The sequence below is a fragment of the Rothia sp. CCM 9417 genome (genome assembly GCF_048513575.1).
Taxonomy (GTDB): domain Bacteria; phylum Actinomycetota; class Actinomycetes; order Actinomycetales; family Micrococcaceae; genus Rothia.
The window spans coordinates 39995-56694 of record NZ_JBLXXT010000003.1 but is presented as its reverse complement, the minus strand read 5'-3'; the positions used below and the strand labels follow the sequence as shown (position 1 = coordinate 56694).

The 16700-nt window shown below is 53.7% G+C and carries 17 protein-coding genes; 8 read left to right on the top strand and 9 right to left on the bottom strand.

All coding sequences use genetic code 11. The features are described from left to right. Positions 1–125: 125 nt before the first annotated feature. Positions 126–986, bottom strand: a complete 861-nt coding sequence (rfbA, locus tag ACN082_RS05530) for a glucose-1-phosphate thymidylyltransferase RfbA (RefSeq protein ID WP_419099855.1) — start codon at positions 984–986, stop codon at positions 126–128. Between the two features lie 84 nt (positions 987–1070). On the opposite strand from rfbA, the gene rfbB reads away from it, so the two are divergent. From rfbB to ACN082_RS05490, 8 genes are all read left to right on the top strand, one after another. Then, positions 1071–2069: a dTDP-glucose 4,6-dehydratase gene (gene rfbB / locus ACN082_RS05525; RefSeq protein WP_419099854.1), complete on the top strand. Its 999-nt coding sequence runs from the start codon at positions 1071–1073 to the stop codon at positions 2067–2069. After that, complete coding sequence (gene rfbD / locus ACN082_RS05520; RefSeq protein WP_419099853.1) at positions 2069–3496, top strand: dTDP-4-dehydrorhamnose reductase; 1428 nt, start codon at positions 2069–2071, stop codon at positions 3494–3496. Before rfbB ends, rfbD begins: the two co-directional genes overlap by 1 nt. Beyond that, positions 3480–4634 carry a glycosyltransferase family 4 protein gene (locus ACN082_RS05515; protein WP_419099852.1) on the top strand — a complete coding sequence of 385 codons (1155 nt, stop codon included), beginning with the start codon at positions 3480–3482 and terminating at the stop codon, positions 4632–4634. Before rfbD ends, ACN082_RS05515 begins: the two co-directional genes overlap by 17 nt. Before the next feature lie 228 nt (positions 4635–4862). Next, positions 4863–5486, top strand: a complete 624-nt coding sequence (locus ACN082_RS05510) for a 50S ribosomal protein L25/general stress protein Ctc (RefSeq protein WP_419099851.1) — start codon at positions 4863–4865, stop codon at positions 5484–5486. An 88-nt stretch (positions 5487–5574) separates the two neighbouring features. Next, complete coding sequence (gene pth, locus ACN082_RS05505) at positions 5575–6168, top strand: aminoacyl-tRNA hydrolase (protein ID WP_419099850.1); 594 nt, start codon at positions 5575–5577, stop codon at positions 6166–6168. A gap of 115 nt (positions 6169–6283) precedes the next feature. Then, positions 6284–7591, top strand: coding sequence for a SufS family cysteine desulfurase (locus ACN082_RS05500; protein WP_419099849.1), 1308 nt, complete (start codon positions 6284–6286; stop codon positions 7589–7591). Positions 7592–7690: 99 nt separating this feature from the next. After that, positions 7691–8149, top strand: coding sequence for a Fe-S cluster assembly sulfur transfer protein SufU (gene sufU / locus ACN082_RS05495; protein WP_419099848.1), 459 nt, complete (start codon positions 7691–7693; stop codon positions 8147–8149). A 239-nt stretch (positions 8150–8388) separates the two neighbouring features. After that, positions 8389–8817 carry an adenylyltransferase/cytidyltransferase family protein gene (locus ACN082_RS05490; protein WP_419099847.1) on the top strand — a complete coding sequence of 143 codons (429 nt, stop codon included), beginning with the start codon at positions 8389–8391 and terminating at the stop codon, positions 8815–8817. Positions 8818–8894: 77 nt separating this feature from the next. On the opposite strand, the gene ACN082_RS05485 is transcribed toward ACN082_RS05490, so the two are convergent. The 8 genes from ACN082_RS05485 to ACN082_RS05450 form a co-directional block, all read right to left on the bottom strand. Beyond that, entirely contained in the window at positions 8895–9401 is a 507-nt protein-coding gene (locus ACN082_RS05485) for a DUF2505 domain-containing protein (protein ID WP_419099846.1), read from the bottom strand. A gap of 168 nt (positions 9402–9569) precedes the next feature. Then, positions 9570–10145, bottom strand: coding sequence for a glycosyltransferase (locus tag ACN082_RS05480; protein WP_419099845.1), 576 nt, complete (start codon positions 10143–10145; stop codon positions 9570–9572). A 14-nt stretch (positions 10146–10159) separates the two neighbouring features. After that, a complete protein-coding gene (pssD, locus tag ACN082_RS05475; RefSeq protein ID WP_419099844.1) occupies positions 10160–10609 on the bottom strand; it encodes a PssD/Cps14F family polysaccharide biosynthesis glycosyltransferase in 450 nt (149 codons plus the stop codon). Between the two features lie 6 nt (positions 10610–10615). After that, positions 10616–11824: a YveK family protein gene (locus ACN082_RS05470; protein WP_419099843.1), complete on the bottom strand. Its 1209-nt coding sequence runs from the start codon at positions 11822–11824 to the stop codon at positions 10616–10618. A 42-nt stretch (positions 11825–11866) separates the two neighbouring features. Next, positions 11867–13393 (bottom strand): lipopolysaccharide biosynthesis protein, encoded by a 1527-nt coding sequence (locus ACN082_RS05465; RefSeq protein ID WP_419099842.1) that lies wholly within the window; start codon positions 13391–13393, stop codon positions 11867–11869. Continuing rightward, positions 13393–14682: an O-antigen ligase family protein gene (locus ACN082_RS05460; protein ID WP_419099841.1), complete on the bottom strand. Its 1290-nt coding sequence runs from the start codon at positions 14680–14682 to the stop codon at positions 13393–13395. The genes ACN082_RS05465 and ACN082_RS05460 overlap by 1 nt, the downstream gene beginning before the upstream one ends. Positions 14683–14688: 6 nt before the next feature. Further along, a complete protein-coding gene (locus tag ACN082_RS05455; RefSeq protein ID WP_419099840.1) occupies positions 14689–15612 on the bottom strand; it encodes a glycosyltransferase family 2 protein in 924 nt (307 codons plus the stop codon). A gap of 5 nt (positions 15613–15617) precedes the next feature. Continuing rightward, on the bottom strand, positions 15618–16364 hold the full coding sequence (locus ACN082_RS05450) for a CDP-alcohol phosphatidyltransferase family protein (RefSeq protein WP_419099839.1): 747 nt from the start codon (positions 16362–16364) through the stop codon (positions 15618–15620). Positions 16365–16700 lie beyond the last annotated feature (336 nt).

The following is a 16700-nucleotide window of genomic DNA, read 5'->3' as shown; positions in this document are numbered from 1 at the left end:
AGTAACCTAAATGTGAGTTTAAAGCAGTTGAAAAAGAATAAATTTTGTTTTGATTCTAACAGCAGCTGTTTGGCAGTCCTAGGAGTCAGAACTCATCCCAAGACACCAGCAATGTTAAATATCTCTTATTTGAGAAGGCCCAGCAGGTACTTGCCGTAACCGCTTTTAGCGAGAGGTCGTGCAAGTTCAGCAAGCCGGTCGTCATCAATCCAACCCATGCGCCACCCAATTTCTTCGGGGGCGCCGATGGAAAGACCCTGGCGGGCCTGAACCGTGCGGACGAAATTTGTTGCATCGGCAAGAGAGCCGAAGGTCCCTGTATCGAGCCAAGCTGTTCCGCGCGGAAGAACTTCAACCTGCAATTTGCCTTGCTCTAGATAGATCCTATTGAGGTCGGTAATCTCTAGTTCGCCACGGGGGGAGGGCTTAATGGCCTTGGCGTATTCAATAACCTTGTTATCGTAAAAGTAGAGGCCAGGGATTGCGTAATCACTTTTAGGAATTTCTGGCTTTTCTTCAATAGAAATAGCTCTGAAATTATCGTCAAATTCAACAACACCGTAGGCAGTGGGGTCCGCAACACGGTAACCAAAAACAGCGGCACCATCCACATCATTGTATTTGCGGAGCTGATTGCCCAAACCGGGGCCGTAGAAAATGTTGTCACCGAGCACAAGGGCTGCGGTGTCATTTCCGATATGGCTTTCACCCAGAATAAAGGCCTGAGCAAGTCCATCTGGAGAGGGCTGAACCTGGTAGCTGAAATTGACACCGAACTGCGAACCATCACCGAGAAGCCGCTTGAACTGCTCCTGATCTTGGGGTGTTGTGATAATCAGGATGTCTTGGATTCCGGCCAACATAAGGGTCGAAATGGGGTAGTAAATCATCGGCTTGTCATAAACAGGCGTGAGCTGTTTGCTGATGCCGAGCGTAATGGGGTGGAGGCGCGAACCGGTACCCCCTGCGAGTAAAATTCCCTTCATAGTTTCCATTGTGGCATGAACACCACATCTCGTGGGGCTAACATAGCCTCTACTTTGAGGTGATTTACCACTATTGTTAGCTTCATGGGAAAAATTCTTGTTACCGGCGGTGCCGGCTTTATCGGCTCAAACTTTGTTCACTATCTTCTTGAAAAAACTGATCATAGTGTTCTTGTCCTCGATAAAATGACTTATGCCGCCAATGAAATGTCACTGGCTGGCTTGCCTGCTGACCGGTGTGAAGTGGTTAAAGGTGATATCGCAGATATGGACGTCGTCAGCCCTCTGGTGAGAGAGGCTGATGCAGTCGTCCATTATGCGGCAGAGTCACACAACGATAATTCCTTGAACGACCCCAGCCCTTTTATTCATACTAATCTGGTGGGTACGTTCACCCTCCTAGAGGCCGTGCGTCAGCATAAGACCCGCTACCACCACATCTCAACCGATGAGGTTTTTGGTGATCTTGAGCTTGATGACCCCGCTAAGTTCACTGAGACTACCCCCTATAATCCCTCCTCACCATACTCTTCAACAAAGGCCGGTTCCGACCTGCTGGTGCGTGCCTGGGTACGTTCTTTCGGTATTGAAGCAACTATCTCTAACTGCTCCAATAACTACGGCCCCTACCAGCACATCGAGAAGTTTATTCCTCGCCAGATTACAAATATCCTGGCAGGTATCCAGCCCAAACTCTACGGCCAAGGCCTGAACGTCCGCGACTGGATTCACGCATCAGATCACTCCAGCGCTGTTCATACAATTCTGGAAAAGGGTGCTATCGGTGAGACCTACCTCATCGGTGCAAACGGTGAAGAGAACAACATCACGGTGCTTCGTACTATCTTGCGCCTGATGGGTCAGCCTGAGGACGCTTTTGAGCACGTTGTTGACCGCCCCGGTCACGACCTGCGCTACGCCATTGACGGCACCCGCCTGCGCGAAGAACTTGGTTGGGAGCCGCAATTCACCAACTTTGAGGCTGGGCTTGCTGACACCATCGCCTGGTACACCGATAACCGCGCCTGGTGGGAGCCCCTCAAAGCTGAGGTTGAGGCTAAATACGCAAAGGCTGGTCAGTAATGCCCAAAGACCTTGCTGTTTACACCACCGAGATTCCCGGCCTGCTGGTCATTGATATTCCGCAACACGGTGATAACCGTGGTTGGTTCAAGGAGAACTGGCAGCGGGAGAAAATGTTGGCCGCCGGTCTGCCCGATTTCGGACCCGTTCAGAACAACATTTCCTTTAACGCCTCAGTGGGCACCACTCGGGGTATTCACGCTGAGCCTTGGGATAAGTATGTCTCTGTGGCAACCGGCCGCATCTTTGGTGCCTGGGTAGACCTGCGCGCCGGAGAATCGTTCGGTAAAACCGTGACCGTAGAACTCGGCCCCGACACCGCGGTGTTCGTGCCACGCGGTGTGGGTAACTCCTTCCAGACCTTAGAAGATAACACCGCCTACACTTACCTGGTCAACGATCACTGGTCGGCTGATGCCCAGTCCGAGTACTCCTTCTTGAACCTGGCCGATGAGACCGTAGCTATCGACTGGCCCATTGCTCTTAAAGATGCTGAGCTATCGGAGAAGGACAAGAACCACCCCCGTCTGGCTCAGGTAGAACCCCTTGCCCCCGCTCCCTTCCTGGTGGTTGGTGCCAAGGGCCAGTTGGGCCGTGAACTGGTCAAACAGCTTGAGGCAAGCGGTACTCCCTACCTGGCCGCCGGCCGTGATGAGCTTGACCTGGCCGACCCCGATTCGTGGGTGCAGGCCTATCGTTGGCGCTCCTTACGAGGCATCATCAACGCGGCGGCTTACACCGCTGTGGACCTGGCAGAGACCGCCCAGGGTCGGGCCGATGCCTGGGCTGCTAACGCCACCGGTGTCGCCGCTCTTGCCCGTGTCGCCGATCAGGCCGGGGTTCCGTTGGTACACGTATCCACCGACTATGTTTTTGACGGTAGCCTGCCACTGGGGCAGGAATACGCAGTGGATGCACCGCTGGCTCCGCTAGGTGTCTATGGTCAGTCCAAGGCTGCTGGTGAAATGGCGGCCCGCTCTGTAGCCCGCCATTATATTGTTCGAACCTCCTGGGTCATGGGCGATGGTAAGAACTTCATCGAAATCATGAAGTCACTAGCTGAGCGGGGCATCGACCCCACGGTGGTTGCCGACCAGCACGGGCGTCCGACCTTCACCCGCGATTTGGCCGGTGCCATTGTGCACCTGCTCGAAAATCAGTGTGACTACGGCACCTATCATGTCTCGAACACCGGTGATGTAGTGACCTGGGCAGAGATCGCTCAAGCTGTTTTTGAAGCAGGCGGGCACTCGGCTGACCGGGTACGCCCTGTCAGCACGGCAGACTACTTCGCCAAGGCTGAGGTATTCGCGCCCCGCCCCACCAACTCCGCAATGGACCTGTCAAAAATTATCGAAGCGGGCTTCAGTCCGCGGGATCATAGGGAAGCACTCGCAGAATTTCTGAGTTATGAAAAAATTGGCTGAAATCGTGGTTATTGACCCAGGCGCAATTGTCCAATGGGGTAATGAATATTATCTGCCCGAGCGCAGCTATATAGGCTATAAAGCTTATCAAGACTTCTTAGAGAGACGCCACGATAAAATCTCTTTAACTGTGCTCTGTCTGGGTAAAATAAGAAAGGTTGATGCGCATGAAGTTGCGCGCCTGAAATGGTTTAAAGCGGATAGTTTAAGTGTTTCCCCCCAGGGGGCTCAAGAGTATATTCAGAAGTGTGATGGTAAAACTGTTATTTTATCATTGCTTAATGAGTCTACTGTATGGCTCACTCGGCTCCATATGAAGAATGTAAAGATTGTATATTTAATTGAAAACACACGCAAAAATAAAGTCTCTCTAATCTTGAGTCAAGGGAATTTTTCAACGCTGAGTAAATTCCGAGCTGTGCTCGGATCATACAGGGTGGAGTGGCAACTGCAGAGAGCAGCACGTAAGGCGGATGGTCTACAATGTAATGGTAGCGCTGCATTCAGAGCCTATGGTCAAAAACATAAGAATTCTATTCTTTTTTATGATCACAGGGTTGAGAATGTGATTTCTCTAGAAAAACAATCTTCCTTTAAGGATGGCGCCAATATTAGCGTCGCATTTTCTGGGCGAATTATAAAGATCAAAGGTTCAGAATATTTATCACGTATTTCGTGGGCGATTTACAGGGCAAATCCGCTCATTAAATTATATATTTTGGGTGATGGGGAAGATCGCAATAAAGTTATTGCAGAAGGTGCTCCCAATATTATCTATAAGGGATTTATGGAATATAAAAAAGAGTGGGAACCTTTTGTGAGGAAGAATATCGATATTATGCTCTTGCCCCATATTCAAGGGGATCCCTCCATGACTTACTTTGAATCCTTGGGGCAGGGGGTTCCTGTTATTGGGTTTGATAATGAGACCTTAGCAGATTTAGCTCAACAGGGAATGGGGTGGGTGGTACCTCAGGGAGATGTGCAGCAGCTTGTCCAAAAGATCATGCATCTAAATGATGATATTGGGGAATTTCAGATGAAGAGAGCTAAGGCTGTAGAGTTTATGAATGGGCATGTCTATTCATCAACTGTAAAGTGGCGCATGGATCACATTATTAGTTCTCTCCGGCCTTGACCTGCATGTTCTCTGGGAAGGGTTAATGGCGGTACTTGAATAACCCTTGAGTGCCAGGTATGATTTAAAAGTTGAATATGTATCAAAATCAACAGGCCAAGGCAGTGGAATACCGTCTTATAGACGGTAGGTCCGAACCTGACGGTGGCTGGTTAGAAAGTGATTTCTGGCGCCAGTTCACTACACCACTTGGCGCATCACTCCTAACCATAGAAAGGATGGCTGACCATGTCAGATACCATCAAGATTTCCGCAACACCCCGCAACGACTTCGGCAAGGGCTACGCTCGTCGCATCCGCATGGCAGGCGACATCCCCGCAGTAATTTACGGCCACGGCGAAGAGCCCAAGCACGTTATCATGCCCGGCCACGCAACCACCCTGGCTGCTCGCGTTGACAACGCTATCCTCGAACTCGACATCGAAGGTGAATCACACCTCGTCATGATCAAGGACATCCAGCGTCACCCCATCCGCCCCGAACTCCAGCACCTTGACCTGCAGACCGTTAAGAGTGGCGAGCTGGTTCAGATTGAAGTTTCCATCCATGTTGAGGGCGAGCCTGTAGTTGGCGCTGTCGCAAACCAGACAGAAACCTTCCTGCTGGTTGAAGCAGATGCCCTCAAGCTCCCCGAGAGCCTGGTTGTTAACATCGAAGGTCGCGAAATCGGTCAGCACGTTCATGCATCTGATATTGAACTGCCCGCCGGCGTTACCCTGGTAGCAGATCCCGAACTTCTAATCGTTAACGTTTCTGAGCCCGAGGAACTTGACGTTCCCGAAACCGGCGAAGAAGGCGAAAACGCTCCTGAGGGTGCCGAAGCTGATGCCCTGGTAGATGAAGCTGAATAAGTTTAGAGGTTTCTAACCTCAGGGGTCTGCGCCGTAGCATTTACGGCGCAGACCCTCTTTGTATCATCAGCTCAGAAAGGTGAGTTACATGGCAGAGACTTGGCTCGTGATCGGTCTGGGGAACCCCGGTACTGAGTACGCTGCAACCCGTCACAACATAGGTCAGATGGTCCTAGACCAATTAGCGCGTGAGGTTGGCGGTAGCTTTAAGAAGCACTCAAAAGCTCGTGCCCAAGTCCTAGAAGGACGTCTGGGCATGGGAGGCCCCCGCCTGATCCTGGCAAAGCCTCTAACCTATATGAATCTTTCGGGTGGCCCCGCGGCAGAACTCTCGCGATTTTACGGTATTGAGCCTGAGCGGATTATCGCAGTACACGATGAACTGGATATCCCCTTCGGCACTATCAAACTGAAAATCGGTGGGGGAGAAGGCGGGCATAATGGGCTCCGCGACATGACCAAGGCACTGGGAACCAAAGATTACTATCGGGTGCGTACCGGGATTGGCCGACCCCCAGGCCGTATGCAGACCGCAGATTTCGTTCTCAGGCCCTTCTCACAACTTGAGAAGAAAGAGCTCCCCTTTCTGGTGTCTGATTCGGCGCAGGCCCTTGAACTGCTGATCACTGATGGGCTTCTTGCGGCCCAGCAAAAATTTCACGTCAAGAGGGACCAGGCCTAGATGCTGTGAACTTTGAATAGGCCAGCCCCACCTAACTACCTTTCTTCCTTTTTTGGGAATAGGCTATAAAAGCATGCCGTTATACAGGCAGGATTCGAAAGAAGGGCAGATATCAGTGGCTAGCCAGTACCGCACCCCGGCCGGGGTGGAACTCACAGATGATCTTGTGGCCGAAGTGCGTAAGGATTTCCCGATTCTTGACCGCACGGTCAACGACCAACCGCTGATTTACCTCGACACGGGTGCAACGAGCCAGAATCCTCTTCAGGTCCTTGATGCTGAGCGCAACTACTATCTGGGCGCTAACTCTGCGGTTCACCGCGGTGCCCACACCCTAGCAGTTGATGCAACCGATGCCTTTGAGGACGCCCGGCGCACGGTAGCTGGATTCCTTGGAGCTGCGGAGAACGAGCTGGTATGGACCTCAAACGCCACCGAGGCCCTGAATCTCCTGGCTTACTCCCTGGGCAACGCATCTGACGGTATTGGGGCAGAAGCCGCCCGAGCTTTTGCGCTCAAGCCCGGTGACGAAATCGTTACTACGGAGCAGGAACACCACGCCAACATTATTCCCTGGCAGATTCTTGCGGCCCGCACCGGGGCAACCCTCCGTTATGTCCCGGTGACGGCAGATGGGCTGATTGACTACCAGGCGGCGGAGAATATCGTCACAGAGCGTACCCGCGTCCTAGCTTTCACCCATGTTTCTAACGTTGCTGGCTCCATGACCGATGTGGCGTTCATGGTCCAGCTGGCAGAGCGGGTGGGGGCGCTAACCGTTCTCGATGCCTGCCAGTCTGCACCCCACATGCAGGTCGATGTCAAAGCGCTCGGCGTTGATTTTGCGGTGTTTTCTGCGCACAAGATGCTGGCACCTACCGGCATCGGTGCCCTGTACGGCCGGCATGAACTTTTAGAGGCTCTGCCACCATTTCTCACGGGCGGGTCCATGATCACCAAGGTCACCATGTCCGAAGCTGAATGGATGCCCGCTCCCATCAAGTTTGAGGCCGGTACCCAGCGGGTCTCCCAGGCTGTTGCCTGGGCCGAGGCCGTGCGCTACCTGCAACACCTAGGTATGGACCGCGTCCACGCCTGGGAAGCTCACCTGGGGCAGCTCCTAGCTGAGGGTGTGAGCCAGATTCCCGGTGTGCGGTTGTTGGGTCCCTCAGTGGGGCAGCCGCGTGCTGGGCTTGTCTCCGTGCATGTCGAGGGGGTACACCCGCACGATGTGGGTCAGCTGCTGGACCAGCAGGGCATTGCGGTTCGTGTGGGTCACCATTGCGCCCAGCCCCTCCACCGCGCCCTAGGCATCACCGCCTCAACGCGAGCATCAGCCTACATCTACACGAGCACCCAGGACGTTGAGCGTTTCATTGAAGAGCTAGCAAAGGTACGCCCCTACTTCGGGTATACCGACTAAGACCTGCTGTAGTCCCTTACCCTCTCCGCAAGAACCCGGGAGGGCGGGTGCTTAGTCTGCACCATTTCTAAGACCTACGACGAAAGAAGAGATACTGTAATGAGCGGCCTAGAACAGCTTTATCAGCAAATTATCCTTGAACATTCCAAACAGCGCAGTGGTGAGGGCCTGCTTGAACCGGCAGAAGGGGCACGGGTAGCCACCAACCACCAGTACAACCCAACCTGCGGTGACGAGATTAACCTGCGGATTATTCTTGATACCAACCAACCCCTTATCCAGTCGGTCTCCTGGGAAGGCGACGGCTGCTCAATCTCCATGGCGGCGGCTTCTGTGTTATCAGAGATGGCCCCTGGCATGACCGTAGAAGAGTTCCAAAAACTTGTTGATGATTTCCGCGAGATGCTCCGCTCACGCGGTCAGATTGAACCCGATGAGGAAGCGCTCGGCGACGCTGCAGCTTTTGCCGGTGTCTCCAAATTTGTGGCCCGCGTGAAATGTGCCATGCTTTCGTGGGTCGCGGCAGAAGAAGCCACTAAGGAAGCCGCTACCCGCTAGGCCCCGGTATTACCTGCGGCTTAGCCCCTGACATAAGGCCCGTCCCGGCTGTGGAAGATAGCTAATGGGGCGGGTCTTATTGCAGGTCACGCCAGCCTCTTTCAGTGTGGGCTGTCCCCCAAAGAGCCGGTTCAAACGGCTACCAATAGCAGGTTAACTCCCGTAGTCTTAAGGACTGAAAATACACTAACATCCCGTTTTCGCACGCGGGTTCTTTCGCACTTTTCTTCAGGGGAACAATGAATATCGGTTACGCCGCTGGCGCCTTTGACCTCTTTCACGTAGGCCACCTCAACATCTTGCGTGAAGCAAAAAAGAACTGCGACTATCTGATTGCAGGAGTCGTCTCAGATGAAATGTTAGAGCTGACCAAGGGCCGACGCCCCATCGTGCCCTTGGCTGAGCGTATGGAAATCGTCTCTCACATTGATTTTGTCGATGAAGTTCGAGCAGAAACGGTAGAAGATAAGCTAGAGACCTGGGAACAGGTTCGCTTCAACACCTTCTTTAAAGGTGACGACTGGAAAGGTACTGCTCGTGGTAAGGAGTTAGAGCGCCGTTTTGCGGAGGTCGGTGTTCACGTAGTTTACTTCCCCTACACCGCTCACACCTCCAGCACTAAGTTACGCGCCGCCCTGAAGGCACTTTCTATGCCATCTGCGGCCTAAGTCCCATTGAAGCCAAGAAAAGAGGCACCCTACCCGAACGGGTAGGGCGCCTCTTGAGCTTTATGGGGCTATCTGGCCTAGTAGTTGTTCTGAATGAACTCTTCTGCGCAGGAACCCAGAGCCGAGAACACGCGGCCAATCTGAGGCTCAGCTGCCGCCGCAATTTTCTTACCTACCAGCGGGATAGAGCACTTAACTTCGCCCTCAACATTAGCTACGGTCGTATCTCCCTGGGGGGTAAGGCTCTGGCTAGCTTTGCCGGTTACGGGAACACCCTTAACAGATACTTCTGAGACAACGGTGCGTGAACCATCAGCCGCGGGCGCAGAGACCTGATCGACCTGGGTCAGGGAGATGCCATGAGAAGCACCGGGGATCTTCTTGGCCATATCGGGCAGACGATCAGCAGGTACGGAGCGAACAGTGGTGGTGGTAAAAGCTGCCGCAGGGTCACCCTGAAGCTGGAAAGACTCAAAAGTCACCCGTACCTTTTCACTTGCAAAACGGGCAAAGTTCTCGTCGGCAAAAGCACGTGCAACCAAATCGATGCCGGCGTTAATAGTGGTGGAGCTTTGAACAGCCATAGTGAAGCCTTTCAGGGCAAATAGTTTCTGTCCTGCCCCATTCTACGGGGTTAACATGTTTGAACACTGAGAAATGCGAGCCCTGCTCACTGATGGCTAAATCGTTGAGCCCAAGAGCAGATACTCACAGGCTTGTACCTGAATGCGCTAGCGGTAAGGGGGGCAGACCTAGCTTGGCCGCCTGCACATTCCCAACAGAATCTGCCAGACCCTGCGAACAAACCCACTTGGCTGGCCACTACCAATGCGGCTAAAGGACTCCGTAAGATTATCGGCAGCCTTATCACTGCCGGGTACACGGTAGGTTCCTCGCAGAGAATCCGGGTCAGCGAAAGCTGCATCAAGCTTATTCAGGAGATCTTCTGCGCTGTTGACCACGATGGTCTCACCGTGTGTCTGCATCACACGAGAGAACTCAACCTGGTGATTATCAACTACCTCATCAAGTTCAGCAACACGGGGGACTGCCAGCGGAATCGCACCTACCTCACGAGCATCCAAAATTGACCCTGGCCCGCCCTGCACCAAGACCACCTTCGCAGAGCGGTAGAGTTCCAGTAGTTCAGCGCGGGGCAAACGCTCAACAGCCTCAGCATGTTGAGGAGGAGCCGTGAAACCATGTTGAACAAGACAGCTCACCTGAGGGCGCGCCGCAAGATACTCATCCACCCAATGCACAAGACGGTCAAAATGGTGGTAATCAGTGCCCAGAGATACAACCAGATCATATTTTTTCTCGCTCAAAGCTACCTCCTCGCTCAGAGAATATGGCCGATATTGACGGCCTCAGGGAATATCTTTTTCTGCTCCTCCCACTGCACCACAAAAAGATCGCTCATGGGGTAGCAGATGCGGCCGGTGAGCGTTGGCATAGTAATACGGTCATAGCACTCAATAAAGACCGTTTTGATGCCAAGAAGCTTGGCGATAATAAAGAACGGAACGGCAACCGCAGCACCGGTTGAGATAACGGCATCGGGCCGCTCCTTGCGGAGTACCCGCCAGGCAACACCGATATTCCGGATTGCGTTAGGAATATTCCGGGTAGTCGGGAAGTGTACCCAGTAGGTGCGCTCGCCGTCTAAAGCGGCCTTAACTTCGGGTAGCTCAAAGGTTGCCCAGGCCCGATCGTGCTCTTTCCAGAACTTTTCAAGGGCTATAAGCTGAGCCAGATGGCCACCAGCACTTGCTGTTAGAAGGACCTTCATGGGTGATTATTTCTCGTGAGTATGCGTGTCAAAGTAAACAGGGATAACCTGGGTGGAGCTTGAGGGAGTGAGCTCACTAAACAGGCGTTGTACGCTCTTCACCGTGCTTTTGGGGGTAAAAGGCAGGAGTAGAACGCCGCTCTGGTCAGCTGAAAGGAGGACCTTTGCAAGAGAGGCTGAAGCCGGAGTATCTACAATCAGCGGCTTGTTCTGCTTGATATGAGCCTTGACCTGATTGTTGGTTAGAGAGTTGAAAGCCGGAGCCTCGGTTACGACAAAATCGGGGTCAGAAATCCCCTTGACGAGAAAGGTAGTCAGCGCACCTGCCGCGCGAGGGGTGGGGGAGAAGACAGTAACACCATCAAAGTTAGCCTTCTTGAGATTGCCATCGGCAACATCCATTCGGCGGAGAAGCTGGGCAATAGATTCCTCTTCGGAACCACTCTTGATGATAGAGACGGGAGCCTGAGCAATTTCAGAGAGACGCTCGGGGTAGCCGAGAACCCTCGAGGTTCTATCCACGATGTAGGCTGCAAAAATTCCTAGGAGCAGGCCTATTCCTGCACCAATAAAGATGGTTTGCGCCAGAGTGAAATTTGATGGTCTGCTAGGGGCTTGGGCGCTTGAGATAATAGTGCCGGTATCTGTGGAGGTGGCCTCTAGGCTCAGGATAGCCTGGTTGACGATTCCTGAATCCATCCCCGCAGAGACAGCGTCGATATTTTTGCGGGTTTCTTCCCGGGTTGTCCGGATTGTATCTGACCTGTGTTTGAGGTAAGCGTGGGCTACAGTATTAGCGATCTCGGCTGATCTTTCAGGTGAATCCGAGCTGACCATAATATCGAGAATGGTGCTGTTGGAATGGCCTGCCACGCTGACCATATCTTTGAGGTCATCAGCATCTAAACCCAGCTGATCGGCAGCTGCCTCGAGTACAGTGCGGGAACCTGCAATAGCCTCTTCGGTATCCATGTCAATAGTGTTCAGGCTAGCACGGAGTCCCGATGCGCCGGAGCTGGGCTGGGTTACATTGATCACGGCTTTAGACTGGTATGAGTTAGGAAGGATAAGCCCTGCCACAGCGCCCAGCGCCGCGAAGATCATTAAACTGGTAAGCACCACAAAGCGGTGGCGCAGAACCCGCCGAGCTGCTGCTCCGAGCGATACGGGTGTGGCTTGCTGGTCCTTGGTTCTTAACCGTGATTGGCGTTCCATGAGTATGAGTCCTTCCCTAAAGATTAATCAAGATATTGTTGCCTAGCGGCTAAATTTGCGAGTGAGTGAGTTGATGACTTGCTCCAGGCCTACCTGATGTCGGAAACGGTAGATGAGAGCCGCATAGAGCGGTACCACCGTACCTAGGTAGATGATGAGTCCTAAGAATTGGTTTCCCCAGATGAGGTGAACTCCCACGGCTCCAAGAGACGGAGTTCCAGCCGCAAGACCCATGACCGGGAGCAACTCGGAAGGGCGGGGCCTGATGCCGAGTTTTCCGTAGACCTGAACCGTGGCCAGCACACAGTCTGTGAGGACGGCTGAGGCCCAAGCGGTTGCTGCCCCAGCTAGCCCCCAGAGTGGAATCAGGGTGAGGTTGAGAGCGACTGCAACAGCTAGTGCGGAGAGCTTGTTGTAAAGTTGCCAGCGGCTACGCCCGCTCATGAGAAGTACACTCTGAACGCCACCGGCGGCCATCTGAACCAGCATGGCTACCCCGATGATCCAAAAGAGCGGTGCTCCCTCAACAAAACCGGAGCCAAAGAATCCCAGTAGCGCGGGGCCGAAGGCCGCCAAGGTGATGAAAAAAGGCCAACCAACAGCCACCAGAATCCGGGTTGCGGAGACAAAGATCTGGCGAGCTCTAATAAGGTCACCCCGAGCGATTGCTGACGAAATCTCTGGTCCGGTGACCACGCGGGCGGTATGCTCAACCATTGCACCGACACGGACACAACGATTGACAGCGCCGTAGACGCCGCTGGCTGCCGGGCCTAAGAAGAGGCCGATGAGCAGAACATCAATCCATTCCAGGACCGCCTCGACCATGGCCGAGACACCGCGCGCTGAGCTGAAGGCCCAGAAACTTTTTGCGGTCTCGGGCGCAGTGACAGGTGTACTTGCCATGGCTTCAATAGCTAGATGCTTTGCTGGATAGCTGAGAAGATCTTCACCCTGAGGCATGTACTTGCGAACCCATAGCGCTGAAACTGCAAAGACAAGGAGCAGGGGGAGTGACCATGCCAGGGCCAAAGAGAGAATGGCCCCCGAGATACTGACAGCGAGCAGAACAGCCAGAATACGAAGGGTAGGCAGGAGCGCGCTTTGGAGAAAGGTGAACTCTACGGTGTAGCCCAGTCCCCGGAGTGCCCCGAAGCACAGTGTCATCCAGGCCGCAACCAGAATAAAAGGTGCGCTGGCAAGGATCGCTGTTCGGTTTTCAGTGCCCATATTGGGGGTTACAACCGGTAGCGCGATAAGGGTTGCCGCAATAAGAACCGTGAAAGCAATGAGGGTTGCGGGGCCAAAAGCATATCGTAAGAGCTTCGGTAGAAGGGAATACTGCCCCAGAGCTCGCTGTGCGCTCATGGCTCTTACAAGTCCGGTATCTGCACCAAAGACACAGAGCGAAGTCGCAATCGCAAAGAGTGCCATGACTTGAAAGAAGGAACCCGCACCGGCTTTACCTACACCATTTGACACTATAAGCGTAGCCACAAAGGCCGCAGCCGAACCGTACATGACGTACAGCGTTGAGAAAGCTCCACTTTTTGCAAGAGAACGAGCCATTAGAGGCCCTCCCCGTACATTCGAGATCTCATCATCATGGCTACCGTCAGCATAAGAACGGTGAGCTGAATGACGTCGAAGGAATAGAAGAAGACCACTGCTAGCGCTGCCACAATCACCGAGTGAACCCACATACCGGTCAGCGATGCAACGTTCCAGGTATTGATGAGGACTGAGACTACATAGAGTAGGAAGAGCCCCAGACCAACAAAACCAAAGCAGAACATGAGAGCCCATACCTGGCCCTGGGTGCCCATTGAAACACCCACGTTATCGGCCATCTTGGAGGTTCCATAGCCTACGAGTGGTGAACGCAAGGTGTACTCAAAAGTGAGCTCGTAGAGTGAGGCCCGACCACCGGTTGAGTTTGAATACTCCTGGCGGCCCAAGATTTCCTCAATAGCACCGGAAACCGTGAGGTAGGTGATGCCCCCAAGGAAGAGCACAAAGCCTATACCCAAAGCACGCCAGTCACCGCGAAGAAGCAAACGGAAGAGGACATAGGCAAAAGCTGCGCCCAGGCCAATGAACATACCTCGGTTTGAGGTTGCCACTGCTGGGACTAGCGAAACAACTACGGCAAGGACAAGAAGGATCTGGGTTTTACGTGAGTGAACCCCGGTAATCACAGCAAAAACAACGGGTGTGAGTAGCGCATAAGCTAAACCCCATGAGTTGGCGTAGGGGAAAGGCGCTGAGGGCCTGTTGTAGGGTACGTCGACTCCCCACGGGAGCTGAACTTCTGCCATGGGGGGGAGCACATAGGCTTTCACCAGGTCGTTATTGAGTAGCGAACCCGGCAAGACAAAACTCATGGGCGTTTGAAGCCTAAAGTTGGGGAAAGCTAGGGCGGCGTAGCCCAGGATAACGACCGTTGCCCATATAGTCAGCAGGCCGCCCAGCATGATGTGGTTAGGGATCCGTTCACGGGCGTTAAAGAAATAGACCGTGTAGATGCCCACATTAAAGATGTTCATGTAGCGCTGGAACCAGCCTAAAAACTCCGATCCTGTATTGATGGAGACAAGGCAGATAAGCCCCCAGAACATGAGAGCGAACCAGACCCACATGGTGGAATGAACCATCACGTGTCGGCGCATGACCATGAGAACAATCATGATCAAGGCTAGAACCGTTGGGGCGAACTGCATGAAACCCATAGCCCACACAAGGGGGAAGCCATAGAGCAGGATTAAAATGGGCCAGGCCGGGAGCGGTGCATCCACGGTGGGGGGCACCGCCGACAGAAATCGATTGTAGTGTGAGGTTGGGGAGAGTGGAACCGTCATGCGGACCTAGAGCCCTCTACCTGTTTTATTCACCAGGTTCAGTAGAAACTCGGGCTTGATGAGTCCCGCTACAATGCAGCGTGCGGCCCAGGCCCGAACCTGTAGGGGGTCGCGACGCAGTGCCGATCTTGCGTATGCCTGCGCGGGTTTGCGGTTGCCCAGGGCAGCATGTGCAAAAGCGATCTGACCGGCGATTCTCGCGGTGCCTTTGGGCTGACGCTCAAACTCGGGGTACTTCTGGAGAATATAGGTAAGACCATCGACCATTGACTGCCAGCGCCCCGCAAAGAAGGAGGGGCGATCCCAGAGTATGAGCGCGCCGGGCTTCTGAATTGAGTAAATATCACCGCAACGGGTTGCCCGCAGGAGCAGATCGTAGTCTTCACCATAGGCGGCGGGGAGCTCTTCATCAACCAGCCCAATACGCCCTCCAGGAACTAGGTCATCACGCTTAAAGAGCGTGGTGCAGGGATTAATCTCGGTGATGCGAGAGCGCAGGAAGTCGTCGAATCTTGCAAGAGCAGGAGCAAGACGTTCGATCTCCTTACCTTCAGAACGAATGACGATGCCAGATGAAATGGCGATAGCCTCCGGGTGCTCTTTCCAGAGTTTGATCTGTTCAGAGATACGGGTGGGGTACCAATAATCATCATCGTCGCAGAAGCCAACACATTCACCGCTGGCCTCAACCACACCGGTGTTCCGTCCGCCGGCAAGACCCTTCGAATGTGAGTTAACAATGGTCTTAAGAGAGCGGTTGGGCGGTACCGTCATATCGGATAGATCATCGATATCAACGTAGTCAAACACAACGATAACCTCGATGTGACCTGTGTAGTCCTGGTCAAACATGGATTGAACGGTCTGTCGCAACAGCTGGGGGCGTGCCCCTGCGGTTGCAATAAGTGCTGAAATTTTAACGTCGGACATGGGACCTATGCTCCTTGAGGTGTACTGAGTGAAAGGAACTTACGGCGCATGGAGAGAAGAACCGTTGCTGCGTTGGAGAGGAAGAGGAGGCCGTAGGCAATGAGGAAGCCCCAGCCCGTTCCCCAGAGAATAAAGACCCAGCAGAAAGTACCGGAATCCATATGTAGATTGATGAAAGAGCGAAGACTTCCCCCCGAGGGTGGCTCCTGCCTAGCGTGCTTTTTACGGAGCTGTTCTGCCAGAATCTGGCTCATGAAGTGGCCGGTCATCAGAACCGAAAAAGCCAGGGGTAGCCACCAGAGCTGCCAGCCTGTCACAGGCCAGCTGCCGGGGTACTGGATGAAGCCGATCAGGATGGTCAGGTGCATGGCGGGGGTGCGCATAGCATCAACGACGTGATCTAGCCATTCCCCGGCGGGGGAGGATTTGCCTGTCACGCGGGCAACCTGGCCATCAGCGGAGTCGAGCGCGTAGCCCAGGGCAAAGAGGAAAGCTGCAAGCGCGCCCACAGCCAAAGCGGGCTGGGCAGTCAGCAAGAGAAGCATGGCTAGCAGCGAGGTGATGGCGCTGATAGCGGTGACGCCGTTTGGGGTAATACCACACTTAACGGCAGCGGCTGCAAAGATGCGTGCGACCCGACGATTAACCCAGCGGGTGTAAGCAGGTACGCCCACCCCGGGCTTCTGCGCTGCATTCAAATGTGAAAGTGTTTCCCTGAACCGGCCTTTGGCGCCAGAGGAAGAAGAGGTCATAGCCATGCCCTGGAAGTCCCTAGTAAAGTGCGAGCAGATAAGTGCGGTGTGCGGACCGCTTGTTAGCCCCTGAGTCGGCCTATCATTGCTTTACCCCTCAGGTGTAGGGAAAGGTAGATGCCGCTCAAGGGTGGGGGTATATCCCTCAATTTTAGGTCAGAGTAGGTTCAAACAGTAGCCGACCTTCTTGGGACAAGCCCCATATTTATAAGGACTTGTCCCTATCATTTGTCAGCTAAACGGTGGACGAAAGGATCCCCTGTCTTCATAAGCCGCCGCTAAACATGTAGGCAAAAAGACCCAGAGCCTAATCTTTTACCGGGCTGTATAGGAAGG